Raw genomic sequence first — 26,548 nt, forward strand, 5'->3', positions numbered from 1 at the left:
TGACTAACCGATTGACCCAAGGGTTTAGGGGCGTCTGTAATGTCAGCTGTACCATCAGAAAATACAGCTTGGTTGTTTTGATCAAGGCAACGAGTACTGGGATTGTCAGCCTTCAGACTAACCAGGTACCTTCAGCAATTGGCAAACATGCTTTTTCATTTGTCACAGAAGTACGCAGTAGTCTCAATAGCGACTACCCTAAAAACCGTGGCAAGCGATGAAGGGGAAACGGAGGAAAGTATTTTTTTATTTGGTGTCTCAAATTAAAAAATACTTTTCGCAGAGCTAGCTATGGCAGCCAATTGCTGGCGAGTAGTAGCTCTGTGGGCTTAAGAGTATGTTGACAGGTTAGTGCTACAAAGGAGCATCGCATTCATCGCACGCTCTTTCTTCAGGGCAGTATGGCTTCAGCCGTTAATTGAGCTAGAAATTGCTCAAATGATTCCGCCACTACATCTACCTCCTCGAACTCCGGCCCTAGTCCCATGACGATGTGGCCAAAGTGTGCGGGTGAGGTATCTATCGCGTAATAGCTATACCCATTGGTGACTGAGAGCATAAAAGGGAAATGATGATCCCAGAATGAACGTATTTCAGACTGCAGCATCACAAATAAAAACCCCTTCGTAGATACGAAGGGTTTAGGCATTACTACAATCCCCGTATTCCAAAAGGGAAGCCGTAACGTCGCTTAGTTTGGCACCAACGCGAGCACACGCAGTGGGCTACCTGAGCCTGCCTCAATCTTCAATGGTGCAGAAATAATCAGCGCGCCTGTAGGAGGTAGCTGATCAAGGTTTTGCATGCATTGCAAGCCGTAGCGGTTGGCGCCGTGCATCAGCGTGTGGCAAGGGAAGGGCATGGGCCACGCGTAAGATTGTCCGGCATCGGTATTGATGGTTTCTACCCCAAAACCGTGCACGTTACGTTCTTTGAGCATCCACTCCACTGCTTCTTGGCTTGGGCCTGGTGTGTGGGGGCCGTCTTCTTTCATGTTGACGTAGCTGGCAGGGTCTTTGGCCAGACGTTTGTACCAGTCAGTACGTAAGAATACCCAACTGTGCTCTGGGATACGGCCATGTTTGGCTTCCCATGCTTTAAGGAAGTCGCTAGTCAGTACCCAGTCTTCATTCGCAGCAACTTCAGCCGATGCATCAATCACGACCGCAGGGCGTATGAAGTTTTGCGCAGGAATGGTGTCTACGGTGTTCTGTGGTTGATCTTTGCCCGACACCCAATGCACAGGTGCATCAAAGTGTGTGCCGGTATGCTCACCACAGGTGAAATTGTTCCAATACCACGCCGGGCCTTGCTCGTTGTATTGGCTGATAGTTTGTTTGCTGAATCCTGCAGTTTGGCCAAACTCAGGTGGCAATTGCAGGGCAGGGAAGCTTTCGCTCAGTGTGTGGGTGAGGTCAATGACCTTTACCTGTTGGCTATTCAGCGCTTGTACAAGCTGACTGATGCTGTTCTGTGTACTCATCCCGGTGTCTCCTCGTTGTACTCGTACCTGCCGCTATTACTGGAATAACGGCAGGTAGGTACATATCATTCTTTAGTTTTCGGGTTGTTCATCCAGACCTGCGGGTGCCGGGTTGAGCTCGGCTGCGCAGAAGTCATCGTTCACAAAGGTGGCAGCACTTAAGGAACGTCGGTTGACTTGCAGATTGAAGATGTCAAAACGGTTGTAGTGACCGGTGATGTCATGCATTTGTCGTGGCTGTATGCAGCGTGACAAATCAATCTCACCGTAAGCAATACCGTCATCATCAATCAGCGGTGTGCCTATAGTGCGACCATCAGGCCCGATCACGCCAGAGAACGCGCTATTTTTGCGTTCCAGCAAAGCACGAGCGTCAGGGTGTACGGTGCTCATTTGTTCGATGATTTCTTCCGAAATCGTAGAACACGCAATCACTGTAAACACTTTGCCTTCAAAACAGTGGGCTGCAGCACGCAGACGGATGGCTTCAGCCATGTCGTAGTCTTTAGGCGCCACAGGCAAACCAATGTAGTTAGCCACGTGTACCAGTTCACCTTGTGACAGCAAGCTAAAGCGTGCCAAGGTGTTGGTGTTCTCACCGCAGGCCAACGCACCCAATGGGCCTACGCTGGTTTTGTGTACGCGTAAGGACGATGCATCGCCCGGCGACCATGTCAGTTTTTCAGCCCATGTAGGTACCAGCTTACGATGACGACCCAACAGGCGACCTTCGTCGCTGATAGTCACTATCGTGTTGTAGATGGTAGCGATGCTGTTTGGGTTGCGCTCGTTAACGCCAATCACCACGTTTACTTTGCGCTGACGAGCTACTTCGGCGATTTTCTGGATTTCCGGGCCTGGCACTTCAATGGCGGACTTCACCAGTTTTTCAAACCACGGGCTACCGTCTACTGGGTTCAGAATCCAGCTCCAGTAAGGGTAGGCCGAAATAAATACTTCAGGAAAAGCCACCAGTCGGGCACCGTTATCGGCAGCTTCGTGGATCAGCTTGCATGCTTTTTCTACGGTGGCATCCGTATTCAGGAATACAGGTGCTGTCTGTACGGCAGCAGCCTTAAACACTGGAAGATCTAGCATGTGACTACTCCTTATTTGTTGGGCGTAACGTCAACAATAGGGTGACGCAGTGTACCGATGTGTTCTACGTAGGCTTCTACTACGTCGCCTGGCCACATCCATTCTTGTGGGCTACGGCCTGCGCCTACGCCTTCAGGCGTACCTGTTGCGATGATGTCGCCGGGTTCCAGTGTGATACCAGCGCTGATGTCAGCAATCAGGTGGTTCACGTTGAACAGCATGTGACGTGTGTTGGAGCTTTGTTTAGTCACGCCATTCAGTGTCAGGCTCAGGTTGATGTTGTGTGGGTCTGGCAGTTCGTCAGCGGTAATGATGACTGGGCCAAATGGTGCGTAGGTGTCTTGGCCTTTGGAGTAAATCCACTGACCAGCACGACGGCAGTCACGTGCGCTCACGTCAATCATGGCGCTGTAGCCAAACACGTATTTCAGCGCGTCTTCTTTGCTGACTCGTTTAGCACGTGTACCCATGATTACGGCCAACTCAACTTCCCAGTCCATTTGTTGGGTGATGTTTTTGTTGTGTTCGATAGCGTCGCCAGGGCCTACAACGGTGGTTGGTGGCTTGGAGAAAATTACAGGCTCTTTAGGCAGTTCTTTGGAGGTATCCAATGTGCGGCTAGATTCGGCTACGTGCTCTACGTAGTTCAAACCAATACCAAAGATGTTTTTGCGTGGACGAGGAATAGGGGCCAGCAGTTTTACGTTAGCCAGCGGTACGGCGATGCCAACAGGCATGTCGTCGCTGTATTCGTTCAGCAAGCGGGAAACGGCTGTGACTGTAGCAGGACCCATATCGATGAAGTCCAGCATGTTGTCTGGCAGTGGGGTGCCAGTCACAACGCCAAAATCGTGCAGGTCAACAACCAAGTCGTTAACGATAGCGCCTAAACGGCCTGCTGCTGCGGGTTCACTGCGGTAAGTTACGAGACGCATTTTCTTCTCCAGAGTTACGAACATGCTTCATGGAGCATGTAGTGATGCAAAGGTGTTAGTTAGTAATGAGTTGATGCCCGCCGTTATCGGCCAAGGCTTCTTCACGATAAAGATTCAGTGCACGCATGGTGGGTAGATCATGGAACGAGAACAAGCAGGCGTCTTCACTGTTAGAGCCGTTGACGTGCTCGTGGAACATCCATGACGGCACGCAGAAAATGTCGTGCTCATTCCAGTCATAGCGTTTGCCATTGATGATGGAGTGACCATGACCTTTGGCGACGTGATAAATGATGCTGCCGGTGTGGCGGTGGGCTTTGGTGTGTTGACCGGGCAGCAGCATCTGCATGCTGGCACCCATCGTGGCCATCACAGGGCCGCCTGTCAGCGGGTTCAAGTAATCCATGATCAGGCCATCAAATGGGCTGCCTTCAGATACTTTGGCGTAGCGTTGCAAGGCTTCGTACGTAGGTTCCCATTCGTATTTCAGCAAAGGGGAGTACGGTTTTTGCCAGTCGTGCAAGGTAGGTTTCAGACCTGGGCCGCCCCAAATATTGGTGGCATCGTTGACCGGGAAGGTCACGGCTTGCTGCAAGTCTGGGTGCACAGCATAAAAACCGGCTTCCAGTGCATTCACCAGTGGAATGTCCAAACCGTCTTGCCAGATGCAGGTGGTGCCGTCTGAGCTAACACCGTGCTCGTGCCATGAGCCATTAGGTGTGAGGACGAAGTCGTTCGCGCCCAGTGTCATTTTGTGGCCATCTACGACGGTGTAAGCACCAGAGCCTTCCATGATGAAGCGCAGCGCTGACGATGAGTGAGCGTGAGCAGAGGCGGCTTCACCTGGATGCATGACTTGCAAGCCAGAGTACAGCCAACCCACGGCAGCTGCGAAATCGCGGCGGCCAGGGTTGTTCAGGTAAATTACACGGCGACCTGCTTGTTCTGGGGTAACCAAGTCTACTGAGCGTAGTACGTAGTCACGCAGGTCTTTAAAGCGCCATACCACCGGTACGGAATCAGACTTAGGTTCCCACGGCTCAATTTTATTGGCCACGTTCCACAGCGCACCCGTCTCGAACTTTTCCAGTTCGCGGTAGTACGCCACCAGTTCTGGTGTGTCAGTGACGTTGGCTCGGCCAATTACATCTTCGCGGTAGGCGTCATAGCGTTCTTGTGTCATTGTTGTCTCCTTTGATCTTCTGCCATGTTGCTTAGTGTGGGGTTCCTAGCGTGTAAGCCAGTCCTTTCCCCACTGATAGGGGGCAGGCCACGGCATGTCTTGATAGCCTAGCTTGGCGGCTTCATGTAAGGGCCAAGCGGGGTTAGCAAGGAAGCCACGGGAGAGCGCACATAAATCGGCACGGCCTGCGGCGATAATGCTGTTTGCATGGTCTGCTTCAAGAATCGCACCCACTGCCATGGTAGGGATGGATGCTTCATTACGGATGCGGTCAGCAAACGGTGTTTGGTACATACGGCCATACACCGGTTTTTGGTGAGCAACGACTTCACCACTGGACACATCCACCAGATCTGCGCCTGCTGCCTTGAAGTGGCGAGCAATTTCTACGGCATCGTCTGGGGTAATACCGCCTTCAGCCCAATCGTGTGCTGAAATGCGTACCATCAACGGTTTGTCAGTAGACAGTGCAGCGCGCATGGCTTTCAGCACTTCTACGGGATAACGCAGACGGTTTTCTAAGCTGCCACCAAATTCATCGGTGCGCTGATTGGTTAGCGGAGAGATAAAACTGGACAGCAAGTAGCCGTGACCCGCTTGTAGCTCAATGCAGTCAAAGCCAGCGGCATCAGCGCGTTTGGTTGCCGACACAAAGGCATCACGTATGGTTTGCATTTGTGCTGCAGTGATGGCGCTAGGAGTAGCGCTATCCGCGTTATAGGCAATGGCAGAAGCCGAGACCAGATCCCAGTTGCCAGATGCTAGAGGTTTATTGGCCTTTTCCCAGCCTACTTGGGTAGAACCACGACGACCCGCATGACCCAGTTGAATACCAATACGGGCATCTAAGCTGTGTACGTGGTCTACGACTTTTTTCCAAGCAGATGTTTGGTCGTCATTCCACAAACCAGCGCAACCGGGGGTTACGCGGCCTTCAGGGGTAACAGCAGTCATTTCTGCCATCAGCAAAGCTGCACCGCCTAAGGCTCTGGCACCGTAATGGGTGTGGTGGAAATCGTTAACCAGACCGTCTTTAGCGGAATACATCAGCGTAGGCGCAAAGACGATACGGTTTTTCAATGTCATGTTACGCAGTTTGAAGGGCGTAAACATAGGTGGGGGCGCTTGTTTACCTGCTTCCAGTTTCAGACCGGCGTTGGTAGCAAACCAGCGTTCAAACTCGGCAATACCTTCAGGGTCACGCAAACGCAGGTTCTCGTGGGAGATACGCTGTGAGCGAGTGAGCATGGAGTAGGTGAATTGCTCCGGCGCCATATCGGCATAGCGGGCAACGTTTTCGAACCACTCAGTAGAGTTACGAGCAGCATTCTGAATGCGCAGCACATCAATGCCACGAGCTGTTTCGTACTCTTTCAGTGCAGTTTCCAGATTGATGTCATGTTTCAGGTGCTGCGCTAAGGAAATAGCATCTTCCAAGGCTAGCTTAGTGCCTGATCCAATAGAGAAGTGGGCCGTGTGGGCCGCATCACCCATCAATACAAACGGTGTTTGCTTGCCGTCTACGTTTTCCCAATGTACCCAGTTACGGCAGATTACACGTGGGAAACGAATCCAGATGGCAGAGCCACGCAGGTGGGAAGCATTGCTGATCAGCTTGTTGCCATCCAAGTGCGGGGCAAACAGTTTCTCGCAGTAGGCAATACCTTCTTCTTGGTTCATGTTCTCGATGCCAGCTTTTTCCCATACTTCATGCGGTGTTTCTACGATGAATGTGGAAAGCCCGTTTTCAAAACGGTAAGCGTGGGCTTGGAACCAGCCATGTTCGTTTTCAACAAAAATGAAGTTGAAAGCGTCGAATTTTTTCTCTGTACCCAGCCACACAAAACGGCACTGGCGCTCGTCAATGTCTGGCTGATAGCTTTGCGCGTACTTCGTACGAATACGGCTATTAATACCGTCAGAAGCGATGACTAAGTCAGCTTGATATTTGCGGGCGATCTCAAGTTCGTCTTCAACGAAGGTTTCAAACACCAGTTTGACGCCGATTTCTTCGCAACGCGCTTGCAAGATGTTCAGCAGTTTTTTACGGCCAATACCTACGAAACCGTGCCCACGGCTGCGCAGTGCACTGCCTTTGAAGTGCGTTTCGATGTCGTCCCAGTGGTTGAAGGCATCACCGATGGTTTGAGCGGAAACTGGGTCAGCTTCACGCAGGTTTTCCATGGTGGCATCTGAGAACACAACGCCCCAGCCAAAGGTATCGTAGGGGCGATTACGCTCCACCACAATGATCTCGTTGCTAGGGTCTTGCAACTTCATTAGTAGACCGAAATACAGGCCGGCGGGGCCTCCTCCTATGCATACGATCTTCATGTCTGCTCCCTTATTGGTATGTACCACGCTGAATTAGATGCAGAGTAGTATGTTTATTAATAAATAATATACAAATAAAGTATTTAGGTACAGGAAAAAACGCGATTTATTTTGCGCTATCCATCACTGCGGCTTCTTTCTGAACGTAAGCCTGCATGGGTGTACGTAAAAACTCTGGAATATCAATGGCTTTGTGCGTTACCAATGATGTGGTCACAATAACTTGGTTGATCTCCATGCGTAGCTGACCTTCCAAGTCGGTGCACTGCAAATGCAGCTGAATTGAGCGTCCACCCAAGCGTTCTATGCTGAGGCTAAGGATGACGTCATCACCCATTTTGCTGATGGCACGGAAGTCGGCATCCAAATGCACAGTAGGCAGGCCAACTTTACGATCGGCAATAACGCCGTGAAAACCTTCGGTGGGAACGATGTCATCGATCCATTTTTCCAGCAGATCGTTGAACATCACAAAGTACTGCGGATAGAACACAATGCCTGCAGGGTCGCATTCCGAGAAACGGATTCGGTGTTTTTGCATGTATGGCTTTGATTCCATGCGTTTTCCTTTTTATTTATAGTGACGCCATAAAGCGCTAGGTCTAGGTGGAGCCAGACTAGATGCATGTTGTGCCTAGTCTGGCCTGTTTGGGATTATCAGTAATTAGCCGAGGTTCTTTTGCAAATGCACGCGCAATTGCCCCAGTTGCTGCAGCGCTTGTACGATCACATCGTGGTCCAGACCTTCAAACAACTCGCTTAGCCACTGGTTATGTTGGCTAGCCATTTTTTCAAACGCTGTTTTGCCTTTTGGGGTCAGATGCAACAACCAGGTTCTGCGGTCGGTTGGACTGCTTACACGTGAGACCAGACCTTCGCGGGATAGCTCGTCGGTCAGGCCCGTAATATTGCCGCTGGTGACCATAAGATAACGGGATAACTCACCCATTTTCAGGCCTTGGGGGTAGCGGTATAGCTGAGCCATGTAATCGAAACGTGCCAGCGAAATATCGAAATTAGTGCGTAGGCGTTTACGTATTTCGTCCTCAATCTGCTTGGTGCAGGTCATGAGTCGCAGCCATAGCCGCACGCTGGCGGGATCTTTAGGGCTGATGCGTCCTTCGTAGCCGCTGTCTTGTACTAATTCGGTAGACAGATCTAAGTCTGTGGTTGGTTGCATTTTCTGATTCCAAGCGCACCCTTAAATGAGGACGCAGTACGTTAACAATAAAGACCAAGCCGTCGCATACGCACGTAGTCAAATTACATTCTACACTATATTGTTTAGTAGTAAAGTATCTGACACCGACTTACCATAATTGCTCACATAAAGTGCTTAAACTAAGGCGTACGCCTGTCTAGTTTCGTCTAGTTTCTTCCCATGCTCATCAGCAAGAGCAGCGTCACGTAGGGCATGCAGCATCTCAGGCGAAACGCGATCAGCGTGTTGATCCAAAATTTGCATCAAGGCCGAAAAGTTGCGTAAGCCTCGCTGATGGGTGTCGCCATAGCCTTTCACCAAGCGTTGTGTACGGGTAATTTCCAGTGCCAAAGCAGGGTGATTAGAGGCTTGTTTAGCAATACGTTGCAGCCATTCTTCAATGCGCAGTTGTTCCGCTTCGTAGCGCAAGGTTTTGCGACGCCAGCGTTTCATGCCGCTTAAGGTGTTCAGCAACAAGAAGCCACGTAACGAGCTGGTTTGGACGATTCTGCCTTTACCGGTCATGCTACGCAGAAAGCGGTGTCCCCAGGACTTACTGTTTAACAGCCAACGGGCAAGACCTTTGCAGGGTAAAATCTCACTAATTTCTTCTACACGAGGATGCATGTATTCGTTGATGGCCAAGATTTGGCCGGACTCAAGCTGTACCTCTTGGCTGACGCGCTCAAAGCGTGTGGCACGGGTTTTGAGTTCAGCAACACGTATGGCGTCTTCAAAAGACATCCATAGAGCTAGGTAACGAGCGGCCTCACTCAATAGCAAGTGATCGTCTGCACGCATGTTCTGTTGCAATGCGGCCAGCCTGTCTACATACAGTTCACCGTACTCCACGTCTTGGAAGTCGATGAGTCGTCGTGTGCCTTCCAGAATAATGGGCTGGGTATTGGCAGGGAAGGTCTGACGAATGCGTTCTACCAGCATGGCCACACGTGGGTGTTTGGGGTTGACTGTGGCGGGGTCGGGTAGAGCAGGTTTGTCGTCGTCGGAGCTTTCTTCTTGTGCAGCATTAACGCGGCTGTACGCCGCATCAAAGGCACGCAAGCTAGGTTTGACGCCTACGCCACCGCGCTCAATAGTCTGTTCAAACTGTTCGCGGCTAAAGGGTAGTACACCTGCGGCAGACAAAGCACCAAACATTACGGCGCTGATCACGCTGCCAGCATCTTCTGCGGCTTTGGCCATATTGAAATGGATAAAGCGTTTGGCTGCCTTCTTGGCGTGTTGAATCAGTGCATCACTGTCTACACGGCCGTCTCCCATGGCTGTTTTTTCAGCAATGGAGTACACGCGGTGTGTGGATGCAATCAACGTGGTACGGTCATCGGTCACAATACCGCGTTGTACCGCACGACCAGCTTCCATCAACTCAGAGGCCAAGACTATATCCACGTCGCCGGGCATAGGCATGAGCGACAGCACCGGTTTTTTGTCTTGTGGCGCAGCACTAATAGGAAACAGCTCTACATAGTAGATAGTGGCGCCTGTACGTTGGGCTACGCCTGGTACCGACGTGGTTTGTGCAAAATAGCCATTGTGTTCGCCTAGGCTGACTACCCAATCGGCCAACACGCCGCCACCTTCACCGCCCATCGCCAAAATAGCAATTTTTATGGGTTTGACTTGCATGATTCTTTATTCCCTAATGTTCAGAATGCGTAGCGTTCACGCTTAGCGGCGCTACGGCGCTGGAACCAACCAATGACTCCGCGGCGCACTTTTTCGCGCCAGCGATCCCAGCCGGTAGGGTTGTGAATGATTTGTGCGCGGTAGAACGACGGACACAAAATGGCGGCATGCGATACTTCGCCGCACAGGCCGCAGCCCACGCAACTGTTCATCACGGTAGCCACAGGGTCAGAACGCAGTGCATCTGGGTTAGGACGAATGGATAAGGAAGGGCAGCCAGACAAGCGTATACAAGAGTGGTCGCCTGTGCAGGTATCAGAATCCACGCCAAAGCGTTCACGCACTACACGTTGGCCGTCCGACAAGGCTTTACGTACTTGGCCGCGCTCACGACGTTGTCGATTCAGCATGCACTCACTTTGTGCAATCAGTACTTTGGGGCCTTTTTCTTCTGTGGTTAAGGCGTCGCGCAGTGTTTCCGTCATCGCTTTAAGGTCATAGGTGCGACGGATGGTACGCATCCACTCCACACCTACACCTTTAACGGCTTTTTCAATAGGGTGGTTGGTACTACGAGTGATGTTCTGTGCACGCGATGACAAGATATCTTGCCCGCCGGTAGCCGAGGTGTAGTTGTTGTCGATAATGATGGTGAGGTTATCGCTCTTGTTGAACACCGCATTCGCCACACCACTAGTCAAACCGTTGTGCCAGAAACCACCATCACCCATGACGGAAATAGCACGCTTGTTGCTGGCGCTGGTGTTTAAGGCGGCTGCACCTGCGCCACCCAATCCGTAGCCCATGGTGGTATTACCCAGATGGAAAGGCGGCAGAATAGAGAACAAGTGACAGCCAATATCGGCACTTACGTGGTGGGGGCCTAGTTCACGCTCTACAAGTTTCATCGCCGTGAAAATAGGGCGCTCTGGGCAACCAGTACAAAAACCTGGTGGTCTACCGTGCACGTTGTCATTCAACGAACCCGCGGGCAGCACTTCGGCGGCCACAGCAGGCGTAGTAGCAGGTTGCTGTTGTACGCTTTCTTCTTTGAGCGGAATAACGCGTGGCTTACGAGCAGGTTGTGGCTCAATACGGCCATAGTGTTCTAAGTAAGCGCGTAGGCCTTTCAGCATGGTGAGGGTGTTGTACTCGCCAGCCATAGGCAGAAAATCTTTGCCATGCAGCTCGGTTGTGCTTTTGGCTTTACGCAAAATAGCCGAGATGTTTTGTTCTACGAAGTTAGGTTGGCCTTCCTCTAACACCAGAACGGCTCGTTTGCCCTCACAGAAGCGCATGATTTCGGACTCTATCAGTGGATAGGCCACGTTCATCACGTACATAGGAATCTTGGATTCGCCAAACACATCAGCTAGATCCAAGTGTTCTAGCGCGCGTATAACGTTGTTGTAGCCACCGCCCTGAACGATCAACCCTATATCGTCGTGGTTGTCACCGAAGAATTCATTAAGCTGGCGCGATTCAATGAACTGCACCGCAGCAGGCCAGCGCTGTTCGATTTTCTCTTTTTCATGCAAAAAGCTAGCAGGAGGCAGCACAATGCGATCCAAGTCGCGTTGTGGGTTTTCCATAGCTTCTTTAAGCGAAAATTTGGCGCGTTTATTATCAGAGGCAACAAATTGGCCGTGTACGTGACAAGCACGTATGCGCAATTGCAGCATCACTGGTGTATTGCTGGCCTCAGACAGATCAAAGCCATCTTTTACTGCTTGCACAATACAGGGTAGGTTAGGGCGCGGGTCTAGCATCCACATCTGCGATTTCATCGCAAAGGCGTGGCTACGCTCTTGCATAATAGAAGAGCCTTCACCGTAGTCTTCACCCACGATGATCAACGCGCCACCTTTTACACCACCAGAAGCTAAGTTAGCTAAGGCGTCAGAGGCTACGTTAGTACCTACAGTGGCTTTAAACGTGACTGCACCGCGCAATGGGTAGTTTACAGAGGCGGCTAAGGACGCAGCAGCAGTGGCTTCACTGGCGCTGTTCTCAAAACGTATGCCGTTTTCCGTGAGGATATCTTGGGCATCTGCCAACACATCCATTAAATGGGAAATGGGTGCGCCTTGATAACCGGCCACGTACGAGACACCAGACTCTAATAGTGCTTTGGTAACGGCAAGAATGCCTTCGCCGCTAAACACATCGCCTGCGCCTAAACGTAACAGCTCAACCTCTTTGACAAATGAACGCTCTGCCATTGTGTCCTCCTAGTGCTACTGCTTTTTGTATATTGGAATATTATTATTTTCATATGAATATGTTTAGTTCTCAATATATTATTTGTGATGGTTTTCCCTGATAAGGAAAACGGCATACCGCGGTGCGGCAAGCAAAGTTTGGTATATTAGGCAAACTTTTAGACTCTATTGGCCACGTAATGACCGCCTCTACAACCGATAAATTTGTGTTCGTTGATGACTATTTACCCGCCTTGCTGGCGCAAGCGAGTTTGATTATCTCAACAGAGTTTCACCAAGTCGTACTGAAAAAAGGCCTATCCATTACCGAATGGCGCGTGCTGTCGACGTTGTCAGGAGCTGGTGTGGTGAGCGTGGGGCATTTGGCGCGTATTGCGACTAGTAAGCAGCCTACAGTCACGCGCGTGGTAGATAAGATGGTGGGGGCGGGCTACATATGCCGTGTGCCGCATTCGGGCGATAGGCGTGTCACATTGGTGGAAATTACCGAGGAAGGGCAGGTGTTGATTTCGGGCTTGATTCAAGAGGCTAAGCACCACGAGTCTGAAGTGATTCGACGTTTGCAGCCTTTAGATATAGATATGCTCAAAGACACGTTGCGTAGCTTGATTGCGGAAACGCGTAATGATGATTGATGCGGTATTCATAGCACACGCCGGGGAACTGCAGGAAAGCTTTTTGTGATTTGAGACACCAAATCAAAAAAGTTTCCTCTCCGTCCCCCTGATATCTCTGAACCTGGCAGGTTCACAGTCCTTTCTTCCGCTCGACAATGACGAGTCTGAGCGATCCCACTGATCTGCGATAGAAATAGAAAAACCTTGCGGTAACCGCTAAAGCAAAGCCAAAGAAAGCGACCACGCACGACTATAGCTACGCTTCTGCGCTACTAAAGGGAAATAGGGAGTAGGGAGAGTCTGAAACCGCTTGAAATCATCCAAGCGGTTTTCAAGCATGATTAGGCTTCAGGAGCCTGTTTTTGCTGTTCGGCAATTTCAGCATGCACTTGCTGCATGTCTACGGCTTTAACCTGAGAAACCAGTTCTTCCAATTGTGACTCAGACAGAGCACCAGAGTGGGAGAACAGCAGTACGCGTTCACGAAATACCATGATGGTAGGAATAGAACGAATGCGCAGTGCAGCAGCCAGTTCTTGCTCTTCTTCGGTGTTTACTTTGGCAAAAACGATATCATCGTGTTTTTCGGACACCTTTTCAAAGGTTGGGCCAAATTGGCGGCAAGGGCCACACCATGGCGCCCAGAAATCGATAATTAGTGGCTTTTCGCCTTCGATGCTGGATTGAAACGTGTTTTGCGTGAGTTCTACAGTGCTCATGAGCCGGACCTTCTAAAATGAGAGCAAACAGTCGCTGGGACAGTGAGTAAGGTTCCAGTGTAGCGCGTTTAAGTGCTATTGCAACGCCCTGCAGTTACAAAAACGGCAACAGAATATTAGCTTCTGTTGCCGTTGGAGACCGGAGAATAAAGGACTTATTCGAAGGTGTATTTCGCGATAAACAAGGCCGCTACGATGATGGTAGCAGGGTGCATGTCACGGAATTTACCGGTGACAGCCTTGATCACTACGTAGCTGATAAAGCCGAATGCTAGACCGTTTGCAATGGAATATGTAAAGGGCATTGCCAGAGCAGTCAGTGCGGCTGGAGCGGCTTCGGTGACGTCATTCCATTCAATATCGCCCAGCTCACGCAGCATTAAGCATGCGACATACAACAATGCAGGGGCAGTAGCATAAGCAGGTACGACGCCAGCCAGTGGTGAGAAGAAGAGCGCCAGCAAGAACATGGCGGCAATCACCAAGGCGGTCAAACCTGTACGACCGCCAGCCTGCACGCCAGAGGCGCTTTCTACGTAAGCCGTTGTACTGCTGGTGCCGATCATGGAACCAGCCACAATTGCGGTACTGTCAGCCAGCAAAGCACGATTCAAACGGTTAGGTTTGCCTTCTTGGATTAGGTTGGCGCGTTTGGCTACACCAATCATGGTACCGGTAGCATCAAAAATCTCTACCAACACCAACACCAGAATCACGTGCACCACACCCATGGACAGTGCGCCCATGATGTCTAGTTGCAGGAAGGTAGGAGCAATGCTGGGTGGCAAGGACATCAGGCCATGAAATTCACTGTGACCTAACTGGATGGACAACAGCGTAATCACCAAAATACCGATCAAGATAGCGCCGCGTACTTTCAGGGCATCCAATGCAGCAATGATGAAAAAGCCCAAAATGGCGTACAGTGCAGCAGGTTCAGTCAAGCTACCCAAGCCTACTTTGGTGGCTGGGTTGGCAACCACGATTTGGGCGTTGGACAATGCAATCAAGCCCAAGAACAAACCAATACCAGCCACAATGGCAGAGCGTAAGGAACGGGGGATGCCATCTACAATCCAGCTACGTATGCCGGATACCGTCAGAATCAGGAAGATAATCCCCGATATAAATACGGCCCCAAGTGCTTGTTGCCACGTAAAGCCTAGCGTACCGACAATAGTGAAGGCAAAGAAGGCGTTTAGCCCCATGCCCGGCGCCATACCGATAGGCCAGTTGGCGACAAAAGCCATAATCAGCGAACCAATAATGGCGGCCACACAAGTCGCCACGAAAATAGCATTGCGGTCCATGCCGGTGGAGGACAGAATCTCCGGGTTCACAAAAATGATGTATGACATGGTCAGGAAGGTAGTCACCCCTGCCAGTATTTCTGTTCTGATATTGGTTCCGTGCTCTCTTAGTTTGAATAGCTGTTCAAACATAAGGCTCCCCTGTGAAATAAAAATGTGTGTTGCGCTTGAGCAATTTGCTGCGAGGCAGATTTTAGACCTTTTGGCTGCATTGTGGTGGGGAATGCAGGGTATATCATCATGTGGGGATGCTGATAAGGCTTATGTGCCTCAATAGAGAAGCTTAGCGGGGTGGTGTGCTTTCGCAGTACAATAGAGGGCTATGAAAATACTTGGTTATGAAAGCTCTTGCGATGAAACGGGCGTCGCAATAGTCTGCACAGAAAAAGGGCTGCTGGGCCATGCGCTGCACAGCCAAATCGCCATGCACCAACATTACGGTGGCGTGGTGCCTGAGCTCGCCTCTAGAGACCACATTCGCCGTGCGCTACCGCTCACACAAGAAGTGTTGGACCAAACGGGCTTGAGCTTATCGGATATTGATGCCGTGGCGTACACCGCAGGGCCTGGCTTGGCGGGTGCGTTGTTGGTGGGTGCCAGTGTGGCGCGATCCTTAGCGTGGGCGCTAGATTTGCCTGCTATTCCTGTGCACCACTTAGAAGGTCACTTGTTATCACCGTTGCTGGCTGAACCTAGACCTGACTTCCCCTTTGTGGCGCTGCTGGTATCAGGCGGCCACACGCAGTTGATGCGAGTGGATGGCGTAGGCCAATACGAATTATTAGGCGAAACACTGGATGACGCCGCCGGTGAGGCGTTTGATAAAAGTGCGAAGCTAATGGGCTTGGGGTATCCAGGCGGCCCAGCCTTGTCCAACATGGCACAAAAAGGCAATGCTGATGCTGTCGTGTTACCGCGCCCTATGTTACATAGCAAAGATTTAGATTTCAGCTTTAGCGGTCTGAAAACAGCCGTACTGCTCAAGATGAAAGAACTGAAAGCACAGTATGACGAGGTGCCGGAAGAACAGTTGGCCAATCTGGCCGCTGGCACTGAGGCTGCTATTGTGGATGTGTTGGCCGCAAAAGCGATACGCGCCTTAAAAGAAACCGGCTTGAAGCGCTTGGTGGTGGCAGGGGGCGTGGGGGCTAACTTGCCGTTGCGTCACCGTTTGCTGACACAAGCCGCCAAGCTCAAAGCTGAGGTGTTCTTTCCGCCCGTGGCGTTGTGTACGGATAACGGTGCAATGATTGCGTTTGCTGCAGCAATGCGAGCGAATGCGGGCTTGTTGCCTGAGAACCTGAAAAAGCCTGGCTTTACGGTGCGACCGCGTTGGGAGTTAAGTAAGGCGGGCGAGCTGTACTAAGGTGTAGCGCTGCTGTGGGATTCATCGCACGCGCAGGGGACTGCAGGAATACTTTTTGTGATTTGAGACACCAAATCAAAAAAGTTTCCTCTCCGTCCCCCGGTTGGTCTGAATGAGTTAGGTTTACAGCCCCTTTTATTTGTCACAGACGTACTTGTTCCCTCTGCCTAAGACTGGAAGCGACAAGGGAATTGAATGTGCTTAGACCTTCTACTCTTTCTTCTGACCCACTTTAGGTTCAGTGCCCTGAATCAGTCTGCGGATGTTGGCACTGTGACGCCAGAGCAACAATGCGCAAATTAAAATTAAGCACAGTGCGATCACGCCATTCAGTGGCCATAAAGTGCCTGCCCCTAGGAAGTAATACATGGGGCTAAGTACAGCAGCGGTCAGGGCAGATAACGACGAATAACGGCTGGCGTAAAACACCACTAACCATGTGGCTGCCGTGAGCAATCCCAACCAAATGTTCAACGCCAACAGCACGCCCAGTGCCGTGGCAACCCCTTTGCCGCCTTTGAATCTCAGGGTGCAAGGGAAAATATGTCCCAAGAAAGCAGCCAGTGCGGCAATGCCTGGCAAGCCGGTAGACAGTCCCCAGTGACGCACGGCATACTGAGCCAGAAGCACAGCTACTACGCCTTTCAGCATGTCACCCAACAAGGTGTATATTGCGGCTTTCTTATTTCCCGTACGTAAAACGTTGGTCGCTCCTGGGTTTCCGGAGCCGAAGCTGCGCGGATCCGCCAGCCCCATGAACTTGCTGACAATCACAGCAAAAGGCAGTGAGCCCAGAAGATAGGCGATAAGAGCGGTCAGAATAACGCTGGGTAACATGGTTGTTTTGGGAAATGGTTGAAGAAGAAAATACTAAAATGGTGATTCTACTGGCTTGATGATAAAAAACCAAAGCAGCAGGTACAATGTGAGCTGTGCCTCACTCTGTTTTTCGGGTTGAACGATGAAAATACTAATTTCCAACGATGATGGGTATAACGCAGAAGGCATTGAGGCTTTATATGCGGCCCTGAAAAACTTGGGAGAACTGGTGGTGGTGGCACCAGAAACCAACTGCAGCGCATCGTCTAATGCGTTGACTCTAAATAGGCCACTGTTTGTGCGCCAAGCCTCCAACGGCTTTTACTATGTCAATGGTACTCCGTCAGATAGCGTGCATGTCGCGCTAACAGGCTTATTGGATTTCAAACCTGACTTAATCGTATCTGGCATTAATAACGGTGCCAATATGGGTGACGATACCCTGTACTCAGGTACGGTTGCTGCCGCAATGGAAGGTCACTTGTTTGGTATCCCGTCTATCGCTTTTTCACTGATTGAAAAAGGGTGGCAACACTTGGATAGTGCCGCGCGCGTTGCTCGTGATGTAGTAGAAAAAGTCGCGAAACAACCGTTGGCAGCAGGTACGTTATTGAACGTGAATATTCCTAATGTGCCTTACGAGGCCTTAAAAGGTATACGTGTTACTCGCTTGGGTAAGCGCCATCCTTCAGAGCCTGTGATCAAAAGCGCTACACCTTATGGTGAGCCGGTGTACTGGATTGGGCCAGTAGGTAAAATCCGTGACTCAGCTAGCGATACTGACTTTGGTGCAGTAGCTGATCTAGCTGTGTCATTGACACCATTACGTTTCGATCTGACCAGTTATGACAGCATCGAAGCCATGAAACGTTGGGTGAGCGATGAGCAAGAATCCCAATAACAACAGATTTTCGTGGGCAGACGGCACCACCAATAGGTTTGGACGTTCCAGACTAGGTAAGGGCTTAACTACCTCGAACAGTAATGCAAAGGTCATCCAACCAGGCCAGTTACGTGTGCCACTCAGCACACCTATAGAAACAGTGGCAAGGAATGTAAATCTGGGTTTGAACTCAGAGCGTTCGCGTGGCATGATGATCGAACGTTTGCGCAGGCAGGGCATAAAAGACGAGCGTGTGCTGCAAGCCATGATGGCTGTACCACGACATTTGTTCGTTGATGAAGGCTTGGCAAGTCGAGCTTATGAAGAAGATGCTCTACCTATAGGTTATGCGCAAACTATCTCGCAACCTTGGGTGGTGGCACGTATGATTGCCACCTTATGTGAGGTGCGCGTTCCTACCAAAGTTCTGGAAGTGGGTGCTGGCTGCGGCTATCAGACGGCTGTGCTCGCACACTTGGCAAATGAAGTGTATGCCATAGAACGAATACAGGGACTATACGATCTTGCTCGTATTAAAATGCGTGATTTAGGCTTAACAAGCCGCGTAAGATTGAACTTTGCGGACGGTATGCTGGGCGTGCCCCATGCCGCGCCGTTTGATGGAATTATTGTGGCAGCTGCCGGACTGAAAATTCCTCAGGCTTTACTGGAACAGTTGGCCGTGGGAGGGCGTTTGATCGCCCCAGAAGGCTCTGCCTCACAACGATTGGTATTGATTGAGCGTACCAGTATGACAACGTGGCAACGTAAGGAGTTAGAATCCGTGCGTTTTGTGCCGTTACGTGCCGGTACTCAGCTTTAAAAAACTCAGGAGAGGGATATGCAGCATTCAGGCGGTAGGTTGATGGCCGTTGCTGAAAATGGCTTGAGCAAGTCGGCAAGCCGTAGTGTAGTAAGCGTAGTCTTGCTATCAGTAGTGTTAGCGGGTTGTGCTTCCAGAATGGATAAAGCGCCTATAGTAGATGGTTCCGCTGGCGGTCCTACTGGCACCACGCAAACTGCACAAAATGCTGGTGGTACGTATCAAGTAAGAGCCGGCGATACGCTCTATAAAATTGCACAAGCTCATGGGATGAGCGTGTCTAATTTGAGCCGTATCAACAACATTACTGATCCTTCGCAGTTGCGTGTGGGTCAAGTATTGCAATTGGGCGAGGGCGTTACACAAGTAGCTGTCACCACTCCAGTAACTCCACCTCCTACTAAAGCGCCTGCTCAACCAGAGCAAGTGCCACCAACTAGCGGTACCACGACTACACCAGCTGCCACGGGCACAGTACAGCGTGCTAGCGATGCTAACTTAATCTCGTGGGCATGGCCTGCTAATGGCCCTGTGATTCAGTCCTTTACGACTGCAACCAAAGGTATAGATCTGTCTGGTGCTATTGGTGATCCTATTCGTGCTGCTGCAGATGGTAAAGTGATGTACGCTGGTAATGGTGTACGTGGCTTGGGTAACCTGATCTTGTTGGGTCATAGCAATGGCTTCATTACTGCCTATGCGCACAACGACAAGTTGTCCGTAAAAACTGGCGATGAAGTGAAAAAAGGCCAAACTATTGCATCGCTGGGTGAAAGTGATACAACGTCCCCACGCTTGCACTTCGAGATTCGCCGCAGAGGTACTCCAGTCAATCCACTGGCATATCTGCCCGCACGCTGATATGATTTTCAGCCGAATGGCATAACGTGAACGAATGCGTTGCTTGTTCATACAGGCAGCGCATTTTTAATTTAGACATCCTCATGACAACAGCATACGAGTTGGAAATAGAGTCTCTCGATATAGAGGGACGTGGTGTAGGCCACTACGATGGAAAAGTGGTATTTGTAGATGGTGTATTGCCAGGTGAACGCGCGTTAGTGGAAAACGTACGCAGCAAATCATCCTATGACAAAGCTCGCGTGGTGCAGCTGTTGACGCAGTCTCCCCAACGCCAAACGCCTCCCTGTCCTAGCTTTGGTGTGTGTGGTGGCTGTGCCATGCAACATCTAGAGCCATCGGCGCAGGTAGCGGTTAAACAGCGTGTGTTGGAAGATGCGCTGAGCCATATCGGTGGTGTCAAAGCTGAAAGCTACTTGGCACCTATGCATGGCCCGTACTGGCACTATCGTCATCGTGCCCGTTTGTCCGTGCGCAATGTGATGAAAAAAGGCACAGCGTTGGTGGGTTTTCGTGAGAAAGGCAGCCATTACGTTGTAGATATGGCCGATTGCCACATCTTGCCTCCGCAGGTGTCGGCATTGTTATTGCCGCTGCGCGAACTGATTAGCGGCATGTCTATCCCTCACCGTATCCCGCAAATCGAAGTGTCGGTGGGTGAAGATTGCTTGTCTTTGGCATTGCGTCATATTGAGCCGTTGCAAGACAGCGATATACAGAAATTACGAGAATTTGCTGCACGCTATAACGTGAGCTGGTGGTTGCAACCCAAAGGGCCAGAAACCATGCACCCATTAGAGCGCGAAGACGAAGATAGCTTGTATTACGATCTGCCAGATTACGATCTGCGCATGCCGTTTAAGCCTATTGATTTCACGCAGGTGAACCCTAGCATTAACCGTAGTTTGATCCGTTTGGCACTAAACTTGCTACAGATTAAACAAGGCGAGCGTGTGGCTGACTTGTTCTGTGGTCTGGGTAACTTCAGTTTGCCGTTGGCGCGTGTGGCGTCTTCGGTGGTGGGTATTGAAGGTAGCTCTACCTTGACCAAGCGTGCGGGTGAAGCAGCGGCTTTACATGGCCTGCAAGATAAAGCCAGTTTTATGACCTTGAACTTGTTTGAGGTAGACGTATCATGGCTGCGTCAGTTGGGCTATTTTGATCGCATATTGATTGATCCCCCACGTGATGGTGCACAAGCTGTAGCGCAAGCGCTAAGCGAGTTAAGCGAGCACGAAAAGCCTAAACGCATTGTGTACGTATCCTGTAACCCCGCAACCTTGGCGCGTGATGCTGGTATCTTGTTGAAAGAGGGCGGTTACCGTTTGCTGAACGCGGGCGTATTGAACATGTTCCCACACACCGCGCACGTAGAGTCTATTGCTGTGTTTGAGCCGGTTTCAGCCGGCGCAGTACAAAGCACCGTAGAGGCGTAACAGCACGATCATTGTGTTGTTGTGTAGGCGGATAAAATGGCTACTGTTGAGCTTCTCACAGTAGCCATTATGGTATGTGTTGCTGCGGCGTTTACTGCGTAGTGTAGCGATGCAGTCCACCGTGTAGTTGAGTGGGCAGTAAGTCTAGCTATTTGCTAATGAGGTTGCACTCCACTGTGCTACAGCCGTCTTGCTGTTGTGCGCAGCACTCTGCCATCAAGAAGTTCACTAACCCCATCATTTCGGTCAGGTTCGCTCTATAGCGCTGGTAGCGCCCCTCTTGGGTGGCTGTAATCAGGCCTGCATGGGCAAGGGCTTTGAGGTGAAATGACAAGTTGGTAGAGGGGATTTGCAAAGTACTAGCAATATCGCCTGCGACCAAGCCATCTTCGCCAAACTTCACGAGTAGCTTAAATACATCTAACCTGACTTCTGAGGCCAGGGAATCGAACATTTGTACGGCTGTTTTGGTGTCCATAAATTGACTATTCAATTATAGTTGAACTATTGTAATGATATCGTTAATACGGAATCTGATCTACTCATGGATACTACCATCACCATCTATCACAACCCTAATTGCGGAACGTCACGCAACGTATTGGGACTAATTCGCAATAGTGGGCACGAGCCTCGTGTCATTGAGTATTTGGTGAATACGCCTAGCAAAGCAGAGTTGCAGGAGCTTATAGAAAAAATGGGCAATAGTGTTCGTGACCTGTTGCGTACCAACACGGCCCCTTATGTAGATTTAGGGCTAGAGCATGCTGCGTTGAATGATGATCAGTTACTCGATGTGATGCTGGAGCATCCTATCTTGATCAATAGGCCGATCGTGGTAACCCCTGTAGGGGTTAAGTTGTGCCGACCTTCAGAAACCGTTCTGGATATTTTGCCAGATCCGCAGATTGGGGCGTTTAGTAAAGAAGATGGTGAGGTAGTGGTCAATGATGCTGGCCAACGTGTGAGTGCTGCAGTTTTGCCCTCGCAAGTCATACCAGAACTGTTTGACGCACCTGATTTACAGCGGTTATTGCAGCCAACACAACGAAAGACACACGCACCACGCTTTTTACTACTTTATGGTTCATTGCGAGAGCGCTCATATAGCCGCTTCGTGATAGAAGAAAGCGCACGTTTGTTGCAGGCACTTGGCGCTGACGTACGTGTTTTTAACCCCAAAGGGTTACCGCTGGTGGATGACAGTTCGGAACAACACCCTAAAGTGCAAGAACTACGATCGTTAGCGCAGTGGGCAGAGGGAATGATTTGGTGTTCGCCTGAACGACACGGGGCTATGACAGGAGTGATGAAAACACAAATAGATTGGATTCCGCTATCTGAAGGTGCAGTGCGACCTACACAAGGCAAAACATTGGCGGTGATGCAGGTTTCAGGAGGGTCGCAATCCTTTAATGCAGTGAATCAGATGCGGGTGTTAGGGCGTTGGATGCGCATGCTGACTATTCCAAATCAGTCTTCTGTGGCCAAAGCGTATTTGGAGTTTGAAGAGGATGGGCGTATGAAACCGTCGGCTTATTACGATCGTATTGTGGATGTCGTCGAAGAGCTAGTGAAATTTACACTGCTAACACGCGATGTAGGGGGGTATTTGGTTGATCGTTATAGTGAGCGCAAAGAAAGTGCTGAAGCTCTAAGCGCTAGAGTCAATCAACGTTCTATTTAATGGCGTAGATCATGTTTACTGCAGTAGGTATTTTTATCTTCACGTTGCTACTGGTGATCTGGCAACCTAAGGGGGTGTCCATAGGATGGAGTGCAAGCATTGGGGCTGTGCTGTCCCTGCTACTGGGTACCGTCAGTGTGGCCGACATCCCAGTGGTATGGAGCATAGTGTGGAATGCAACCGCCACATTCATCGCCATCATTATTATCAGTTTGCTTTTAGATGAGGCTGGCTTCTTTAAATGGGCTGCCTTGCACGTGGCTCGTTGGGGGAAGGGCAGTGGGTTAGCCTTGTTTGTGTTGATTGTCTTGCTAGGGGCAGCGGTTGCCACGTTGTTTGCCAATGATGGCGCTGCACTGATCCTGACACCGATAGTGATGGCAATGCTCTTAGCCTTAGGCGTTAATGCAGGTGCGACATTAGCGTTTGTGATGGCCGCAGGTTTTATTGCAGATACCGCCAGTTTGCCTTTGGTCGTCTCCAACTTAGTCAACATTGTTTCAGCTGACTTTTTTGCTATAGGTTTCACCGATTATGCGGCAGTAATGGTGCCGGTGGCTATCGTTGCTGTACTGGCGTCTCTGTTGATGTTAGTGCTGTATTTTCGTCCTGCAATTCCTAAACACTACAGCCAGGAGTCATTGCAACAACCCCACGAAGTTATCGTTGACCCCATTACCTTTCGCTTCGGTTGGCTGGTATTACTGTTATTGCTGGTGGGCTTTTTTGCATTAGAGCCTATGGGGGTACCCGTCAGCGCTGTGGCGGCAACGGGGGCGTTATTGCTCTATGTAGTGGCAACTCGTCAGCGCATCATCAACACGCATAATGTTGTTAAGGCAGCGCCGTGGGCCATCGTTATATTTTCTTTGGGTATGTACTTGGTAGTCTATGGCTTACGTAACCAAGGCCTAACAGACTATCTAGTACGGCTACTGAATTACTTCGCTGAACAAGGGCTTTGGGTAGCGACATTAGGCACAGGGCTGCTGACAGCGGTGTTGTCTTCAATCATGAATAACATGCCTACAGTCTTGGTAGGGGCTCTGTCTATTGAGGCCTCCAGCGCTACAGGCGTGGTGAAAGATGCCATGATTTACGCCAACATCATAGGCAGTGATCTGGGCCCCAAAATCACACCTATAGGCTCATTGGCGACACTGCTGTGGCTGCACGTGTTGGCACGTAAAGGTATGGTGATTAGCTGGGGCTATTACTTCCGCGTAGGAGTAGTGTTGACGCTTCCTGTATTGTTGTTGACGTTGCTAGCGTTGGGGCTGCGGCTTAGTGTTGAGGGCTAAGGTTAGCTGCTAGCAACTCAGAAATTTCGGTAGCGGCCTGCGACATCATGGCTCGGTAGGACAGCAGCTTTCGCAGGTCGGTTCTAGCCGTAACCGCGTGGCAGGCGATGGCAGCAATAACTTGAGAGCTGTCTGTAGCAGCAAAGATGGGTACTGCAATAGCGATCATGCCTGTCACGAACTCCTCATTGTCTACGCCAAAGCCTTGCCGGCGTGTGCTTTCTAGTTCTGTTTTCAGGCGTTGCATGTCGGTGATGGAGTTCTCGCCATAGGTGGCGAAACTCAGCCTATTTAAGTATTTTTTTTGCTCTATATAGGGTAAGTAGGCCAAAAATAACTTACCACTTGCGGTGCAATGTAAGGGTACAGGGGCATTAGGCTGCACATGTAGGCGTAAGCTCCACTGTGCATTACTGTCTTCCCGCACTAGATATTGCACAGAGTCCTCAGACAGCATCGTCAGGTTGCAGGCCTCACTCGTGCTTTGCACAAGTCGTTTTAAAGTTTTACGTGCAGCATTTAGAAACCACGATGAGCGTAAGGCATTGACGCTGAGTCGCAAACTACGTGTGCCTACGGTATATCCCAATTGACCAGGTAAGCGGATCACGTAACCCGCTTGAATCAATAGTGAAATATTCCTCAATAAACTGGTTTTAGGGATTTTTGAGTAGCGTATTAAGTCAGTTAACGTCAGTGGCTCAGTAGAGTTGGTTAACGTTTCCAGTATGCATAATGCTCGCAATGCACTTGGTGTGCTGCCCATGTCTATGTCTCCGGTGATAGGGGCTAATACCGTTACGATGTTTTTTATATATTCTTGGCGTTATTTGGTGCTAAGTGGATCTTAAAATAGCATAAAAACAAAACCATTTTTGATACTGTAAGTTCCGAAAATGGTTTTTCAAGCGAAAACCCTATGCCGATTATGCACACAACTCCCTACATTGTTTAGGACAAAAACAGCAAGGAGTTAAACGTGCAGGAAATTTATGACTACATCATTGTGGGTGCCGGGTCTGCGGGTTGTGTCTTGGCAAATAGGCTCACAGAAAACGGTAAATACTCGGTATGTTTGATAGAGGCTGGTCCGGCTGATAAGAACATATGGATTCATATTCCTATTGGCTACGGTAAGACCATGTTCAACAAAAAATTGAACTGGGGGTTTAAGACACAAGCCGATCCACATATGAACCAACGCCAGTTTTATTGGCCCAGAGGTAAAACACTAGGCGGAAGTAGTTCTATCAATGGACTGATCTACATTCGTGGTCAAAAAGAGGATTATGACCATTGGGGCGCCTTAGGTAACGAGGGCTGGAGTTGGGAGGATTGCCTACCGTACTTTCGCAAACTGGAATCCAACGACTTACCAGAAGCCGATACGCGCGGAAAAAGTGGGCCGCTGAGTGCAACGTCTATTCCTGCTAAGCATGAGCTCGTTGACGCGTTTATCCATGCAGCGCAAAAAGAGCACATGCCCTACATTAAAGACTTCAATACAGGTAATCAGCATGGCGTGGGTTACTACCAGCTCACCACCAAAAATGGGTTGCGCCAATCCACAGCCGTAGCGTATTTGAATCCAGCCAGACAACGCACGAATCTCACGATCAAAACTGAACATTTAGTGCATCGTGTGTTGTTCAAGAATAAAAAGGTAGTGGGCATAGAGCTGAGTAACAAGGGTGGGGAGCCGTTTGTTATTCGTGCTAATCACGAAGTGATTTTGAGTGCAGGGGCTATTCAAAGCCCTCAGGTCTTGATGCTCTCAGGTATAGGGCCAGCGGATCATCTGCAAAAAATGGGTATTCCTGTGCAGCAGCATGCCCCAGGTGTGGGTCAGAACCTCCAGGATCACTTGCAGTTGCGCTTGATTTATGAGGTCGCGAAACCCATCACTAATAATGACCAACTGCGTACGGTCTGGAGCAAAAGCAAAATTGGTTTGCAATGGTTATTTACGCGCTCAGGCCCGTTGGCTATAGGCATTAATCAAGGGGGCGCATTTGCCTACGCCTTGCCCGAAGAGGCCAAAACACCTGATGTGCAATTCCACTTTGGAACGCTATCTGCTGATCAAGCGGGAGGACAAGTGCATGAGTTTTCTGGCTGCACGATTTCAGTGTGTCAGTTAAGACCAGAGTCACGGGGCTATATGCATCTGCAAAGCACAAATCCTGCTCAGCCTATGGCCATACAGCCCAATTATTTGAGCACTGATCTAGACCGACGTACGGCGGTGGCATCCATTCGCTTAGTGCGACGTATCGCAAGCACGCAGCCTTTAGCGGATTTGTTGGTGAAGGAGTATAGGCCTGGTTTAGACCAGCAAAGCGATGAGGAAATTTTAGAGTTTTGTCGCAATTATGGTGCCACGATTTTTCATCCGGCAGGCACGGCAAAGATGGGAGTAGAAAGCGACGAGATGGCCGTGGTGGATGAGCAATTACGCGTCTATGGCGTGGAGGGTTTGAGGGTGGTAGATGCTTCCATCATGCCTACATTGGTATCTGGAAATACCAATGTGCCTGTAGTCATGATTGCCGAAAAAGCGGCAGACATGATTCTTCAACATCAAAAAACACAATCAAAAAATGTAGCACTCACCTAACTCAGG

24 protein-coding genes and 1 pseudogene are annotated in these 26,548 nt (G+C 50.2%); 10 read left to right on the top strand and 15 right to left on the bottom strand.

Annotation, left to right across the window (positions count from 1 at the left end; genetic code table 11):
• Positions 1-391: 391 nt before the first annotated feature.
• The 10 genes from AC3QL0_RS07230 to AC3QL0_RS07275 all read right to left on the bottom strand — a co-directional run bounded on the left by AC3QL0_RS07230 (position 392) and on the right by AC3QL0_RS07275 (position 12,103).
• A complete protein-coding gene (locus AC3QL0_RS07230; RefSeq protein WP_493010734.1) occupies positions 392-649 on the bottom strand; it encodes an SMI1/KNR4 family protein in 258 nt (85 codons plus the stop codon).
• Positions 650-691: 42 nt separating this feature from the next.
• A complete protein-coding gene (locus AC3QL0_RS07235; protein WP_493010735.1) occupies positions 692-1,483 on the bottom strand; it encodes a cyclase family protein in 792 nt (263 codons plus the stop codon).
• 72 nt (positions 1,484-1,555) lie between these two features.
• Entirely contained in the window at positions 1,556-2,581 is a 1,026-nt protein-coding gene (locus AC3QL0_RS07240; RefSeq protein WP_493010736.1) for a carbon-nitrogen hydrolase family protein, read from the bottom strand.
• 11 nt (positions 2,582-2,592) lie between these two features.
• Positions 2,593-3,516: a fumarylacetoacetate hydrolase family protein gene (locus tag AC3QL0_RS07245; RefSeq protein WP_493010737.1), complete on the bottom strand. Its 924-nt coding sequence runs from the start codon at positions 3,514-3,516 to the stop codon at positions 2,593-2,595.
• 55 nt (positions 3,517-3,571) lie between these two features.
• Positions 3,572-4,699, bottom strand: a complete 1,128-nt coding sequence (locus AC3QL0_RS07250; RefSeq protein WP_493010738.1) for a cupin domain-containing protein — start codon at positions 4,697-4,699, stop codon at positions 3,572-3,574.
• A 45-nt stretch (positions 4,700-4,744) separates the two neighbouring features.
• On the bottom strand, positions 4,745-7,033 hold the full coding sequence (locus AC3QL0_RS07255; protein WP_493010739.1) for a bifunctional salicylyl-CoA 5-hydroxylase/oxidoreductase: 2,289 nt from the start codon (positions 7,031-7,033) through the stop codon (positions 4,745-4,747).
• Between the two features lie 106 nt (positions 7,034-7,139).
• Positions 7,140-7,592, bottom strand: coding sequence for an acyl-CoA thioesterase (locus AC3QL0_RS07260; RefSeq protein WP_430219604.1), 453 nt, complete (start codon positions 7,590-7,592; stop codon positions 7,140-7,142).
• A 105-nt stretch (positions 7,593-7,697) separates the two neighbouring features.
• Positions 7,698-8,213 carry a MarR family winged helix-turn-helix transcriptional regulator gene (locus tag AC3QL0_RS07265; protein WP_493010740.1) on the bottom strand — a complete coding sequence of 172 codons (516 nt, stop codon included), beginning with the start codon at positions 8,211-8,213 and terminating at the stop codon, positions 7,698-7,700.
• A 156-nt stretch (positions 8,214-8,369) separates the two neighbouring features.
• Complete coding sequence (locus AC3QL0_RS07270) at positions 8,370-9,881, bottom strand: indolepyruvate oxidoreductase subunit beta family protein (RefSeq protein ID WP_493010741.1); 1,512 nt, start codon at positions 9,879-9,881, stop codon at positions 8,370-8,372.
• A 20-nt stretch (positions 9,882-9,901) separates the two neighbouring features.
• Positions 9,902-12,103: a thiamine pyrophosphate-dependent enzyme gene (locus tag AC3QL0_RS07275; RefSeq protein WP_493010742.1), complete on the bottom strand. Its 2,202-nt coding sequence runs from the start codon at positions 12,101-12,103 to the stop codon at positions 9,902-9,904.
• 179 nt (positions 12,104-12,282) lie between these two features.
• Between AC3QL0_RS07275 and AC3QL0_RS07280 the strand changes: the two genes are divergently transcribed.
• A complete protein-coding gene (locus AC3QL0_RS07280; protein ID WP_430223427.1) occupies positions 12,283-12,738 on the top strand; it encodes a MarR family winged helix-turn-helix transcriptional regulator in 456 nt (151 codons plus the stop codon).
• Between the two features lie 323 nt (positions 12,739-13,061).
• On the opposite strand, the gene trxA is transcribed toward AC3QL0_RS07280, so the two are convergent.
• Entirely contained in the window at positions 13,062-13,439 is a 378-nt protein-coding gene (trxA, locus tag AC3QL0_RS07285) for a thioredoxin (protein ID WP_135861521.1), read from the bottom strand.
• A gap of 155 nt (positions 13,440-13,594) precedes the next feature.
• Complete coding sequence (locus AC3QL0_RS07290; protein ID WP_430219610.1) at positions 13,595-14,881, bottom strand: NCS2 family permease; 1,287 nt, start codon at positions 14,879-14,881, stop codon at positions 13,595-13,597.
• Positions 14,882-15,071: 190 nt separating this feature from the next.
• Between AC3QL0_RS07290 and tsaD the strand changes: the two genes are divergently transcribed.
• A complete protein-coding gene (gene tsaD / locus AC3QL0_RS07295; protein ID WP_493010743.1) occupies positions 15,072-16,115 on the top strand; it encodes a tRNA (adenosine(37)-N6)-threonylcarbamoyltransferase complex transferase subunit TsaD in 1,044 nt (347 codons plus the stop codon).
• A gap of 210 nt (positions 16,116-16,325) precedes the next feature.
• Here the strand turns inward: tsaD and plsY are convergent, their stop codons facing one another.
• On the bottom strand, positions 16,326-16,952 hold the full coding sequence (plsY, locus tag AC3QL0_RS07300; RefSeq protein WP_493010744.1) for a glycerol-3-phosphate 1-O-acyltransferase PlsY: 627 nt from the start codon (positions 16,950-16,952) through the stop codon (positions 16,326-16,328).
• A 124-nt stretch (positions 16,953-17,076) separates the two neighbouring features.
• Between plsY and surE the strand changes: the two genes are divergently transcribed.
• The 4 genes from surE to rlmD all read left to right on the top strand — a co-directional run bounded on the left by surE (position 17,077) and on the right by rlmD (position 20,937).
• Positions 17,077-17,835: a 5'/3'-nucleotidase SurE gene (gene surE / locus AC3QL0_RS07305; protein ID WP_493010745.1), complete on the top strand. Its 759-nt coding sequence runs from the start codon at positions 17,077-17,079 to the stop codon at positions 17,833-17,835.
• Entirely contained in the window at positions 17,816-18,640 is an 825-nt protein-coding gene (locus tag AC3QL0_RS07310) for a protein-L-isoaspartate(D-aspartate) O-methyltransferase (RefSeq protein WP_493010746.1), read from the top strand. The genes surE and AC3QL0_RS07310 overlap by 20 nt, the downstream gene beginning before the upstream one ends.
• A gap of 18 nt (positions 18,641-18,658) precedes the next feature.
• Positions 18,659-19,501 carry a peptidoglycan DD-metalloendopeptidase family protein gene (locus AC3QL0_RS07315; RefSeq protein ID WP_493010747.1) on the top strand — a complete coding sequence of 281 codons (843 nt, stop codon included), beginning with the start codon at positions 18,659-18,661 and terminating at the stop codon, positions 19,499-19,501.
• Positions 19,502-19,584: 83 nt separating this feature from the next.
• Positions 19,585-20,937, top strand: coding sequence for a 23S rRNA (uracil(1939)-C(5))-methyltransferase RlmD (rlmD, locus tag AC3QL0_RS07320; RefSeq protein WP_493010748.1), 1,353 nt, complete (start codon positions 19,585-19,587; stop codon positions 20,935-20,937).
• A 148-nt stretch (positions 20,938-21,085) separates the two neighbouring features.
• Here rlmD and AC3QL0_RS07325 read toward each other — a convergent pair whose 3' ends face one another.
• Positions 21,086-21,415: an ArsR/SmtB family transcription factor gene (locus AC3QL0_RS07325; protein WP_493010749.1), complete on the bottom strand. Its 330-nt coding sequence runs from the start codon at positions 21,413-21,415 to the stop codon at positions 21,086-21,088.
• A 66-nt stretch (positions 21,416-21,481) separates the two neighbouring features.
• Here AC3QL0_RS07325 and arsC point away from each other — a divergent pair.
• From arsC to AC3QL0_RS07340, 3 genes and pseudogenes are all read left to right on the top strand, one after another.
• Positions 21,482-21,820: pseudogene (arsC, locus tag AC3QL0_RS07330) on the top strand (arsenate reductase (glutaredoxin)); the annotation flags it as partial.
• A gap of 81 nt (positions 21,821-21,901) precedes the next feature.
• Positions 21,902-22,624 (top strand): arsenical resistance protein ArsH, encoded by a 723-nt coding sequence (gene arsH, locus AC3QL0_RS07335; protein WP_493010954.1) that lies wholly within the window; start codon positions 21,902-21,904, stop codon positions 22,622-22,624.
• Between the two features lie 11 nt (positions 22,625-22,635).
• Positions 22,636-23,925, top strand: coding sequence for an arsenic transporter (locus tag AC3QL0_RS07340; RefSeq protein ID WP_493010750.1), 1,290 nt, complete (start codon positions 22,636-22,638; stop codon positions 23,923-23,925).
• Here AC3QL0_RS07340 and AC3QL0_RS07345 read toward each other — a convergent pair.
• Positions 23,909-24,691 carry an IclR family transcriptional regulator gene (locus AC3QL0_RS07345; RefSeq protein WP_493010751.1) on the bottom strand — a complete coding sequence of 261 codons (783 nt, stop codon included), beginning with the start codon at positions 24,689-24,691 and terminating at the stop codon, positions 23,909-23,911. The genes AC3QL0_RS07340 and AC3QL0_RS07345 overlap by 17 nt on opposite strands.
• Positions 24,692-24,904: 213 nt before the next feature.
• Here AC3QL0_RS07345 and AC3QL0_RS07350 point away from each other — a divergent pair, with 213 nt between their 5' ends.
• Positions 24,905-26,542, top strand: a complete 1,638-nt coding sequence (locus AC3QL0_RS07350) for a GMC family oxidoreductase (protein WP_493010752.1) — start codon at positions 24,905-24,907, stop codon at positions 26,540-26,542.
• Positions 26,543-26,548: the final 6 nt, after the last annotated feature.

The organism is Paenalcaligenes sp. GW821-LYS-B07-1, from assembly GCF_058803365.1.

Excerpts from the sequence above, each read along its gene's own strand:
- AC3QL0_RS07230 (WP_493010734.1), bottom strand. The coding sequence starts at position 649 with ATGCCTAAACCCTTCGTATCTACGAAGGGGTTTTTATTTGTGATGCTG.
- AC3QL0_RS07235 (WP_493010735.1), bottom strand. The coding sequence starts at position 1,483 with ATGAGTACACAGAACAGCATCAGTCAGCTTGTACAAGCGCTGAATAGC.
- AC3QL0_RS07240 (WP_493010736.1), bottom strand. The coding sequence starts at position 2,581 with ATGCTAGATCTTCCAGTGTTTAAGGCTGCTGCCGTACAGACAGCACCT.
- AC3QL0_RS07245 (WP_493010737.1), bottom strand. The coding sequence starts at position 3,516 with ATGCGTCTCGTAACTTACCGCAGTGAACCCGCAGCAGCAGGCCGTTTA.
- AC3QL0_RS07250 (WP_493010738.1), bottom strand. The coding sequence starts at position 4,699 with ATGACACAAGAACGCTATGACGCCTACCGCGAAGATGTAATTGGCCGA.
- AC3QL0_RS07255 (WP_493010739.1), bottom strand. The coding sequence starts at position 7,033 with ATGAAGATCGTATGCATAGGAGGAGGCCCCGCCGGCCTGTATTTCGGT.
- AC3QL0_RS07260 (WP_430219604.1), bottom strand. The coding sequence starts at position 7,592 with ATGGAATCAAAGCCATACATGCAAAAACACCGAATCCGTTTCTCGGAA.
- AC3QL0_RS07265 (WP_493010740.1), bottom strand. The coding sequence starts at position 8,213 with ATGCAACCAACCACAGACTTAGATCTGTCTACCGAATTAGTACAAGAC.
- AC3QL0_RS07270 (WP_493010741.1), bottom strand. The coding sequence starts at position 9,881 with ATGCAAGTCAAACCCATAAAAATTGCTATTTTGGCGATGGGCGGTGAA.
- AC3QL0_RS07275 (WP_493010742.1), bottom strand. The coding sequence starts at position 12,103 with ATGGCAGAGCGTTCATTTGTCAAAGAGGTTGAGCTGTTACGTTTAGGC.
- AC3QL0_RS07280 (WP_430223427.1), top strand. The coding sequence starts at position 12,283 with ATGACCGCCTCTACAACCGATAAATTTGTGTTCGTTGATGACTATTTA.
- trxA (WP_135861521.1), bottom strand. The coding sequence starts at position 13,439 with ATGAGCACTGTAGAACTCACGCAAAACACGTTTCAATCCAGCATCGAA.
- AC3QL0_RS07290 (WP_430219610.1), bottom strand. The coding sequence starts at position 14,881 with ATGTTTGAACAGCTATTCAAACTAAGAGAGCACGGAACCAATATCAGA.
- tsaD (WP_493010743.1), top strand. The coding sequence starts at position 15,072 with ATGAAAATACTTGGTTATGAAAGCTCTTGCGATGAAACGGGCGTCGCA.
- plsY (WP_493010744.1), bottom strand. The coding sequence starts at position 16,952 with ATGTTACCCAGCGTTATTCTGACCGCTCTTATCGCCTATCTTCTGGGC.
- surE (WP_493010745.1), top strand. The coding sequence starts at position 17,077 with ATGAAAATACTAATTTCCAACGATGATGGGTATAACGCAGAAGGCATT.
- AC3QL0_RS07310 (WP_493010746.1), top strand. The coding sequence starts at position 17,816 with ATGAGCAAGAATCCCAATAACAACAGATTTTCGTGGGCAGACGGCACC.
- AC3QL0_RS07315 (WP_493010747.1), top strand. The coding sequence starts at position 18,659 with ATGCAGCATTCAGGCGGTAGGTTGATGGCCGTTGCTGAAAATGGCTTG.
- rlmD (WP_493010748.1), top strand. The coding sequence starts at position 19,585 with ATGACAACAGCATACGAGTTGGAAATAGAGTCTCTCGATATAGAGGGA.
- AC3QL0_RS07325 (WP_493010749.1), bottom strand. The coding sequence starts at position 21,415 with ATGGACACCAAAACAGCCGTACAAATGTTCGATTCCCTGGCCTCAGAA.
- AC3QL0_RS07340 (WP_493010750.1), top strand. The coding sequence starts at position 22,636 with ATGTTTACTGCAGTAGGTATTTTTATCTTCACGTTGCTACTGGTGATC.
- AC3QL0_RS07345 (WP_493010751.1), bottom strand. The coding sequence starts at position 24,691 with ATGGGCAGCACACCAAGTGCATTGCGAGCATTATGCATACTGGAAACG.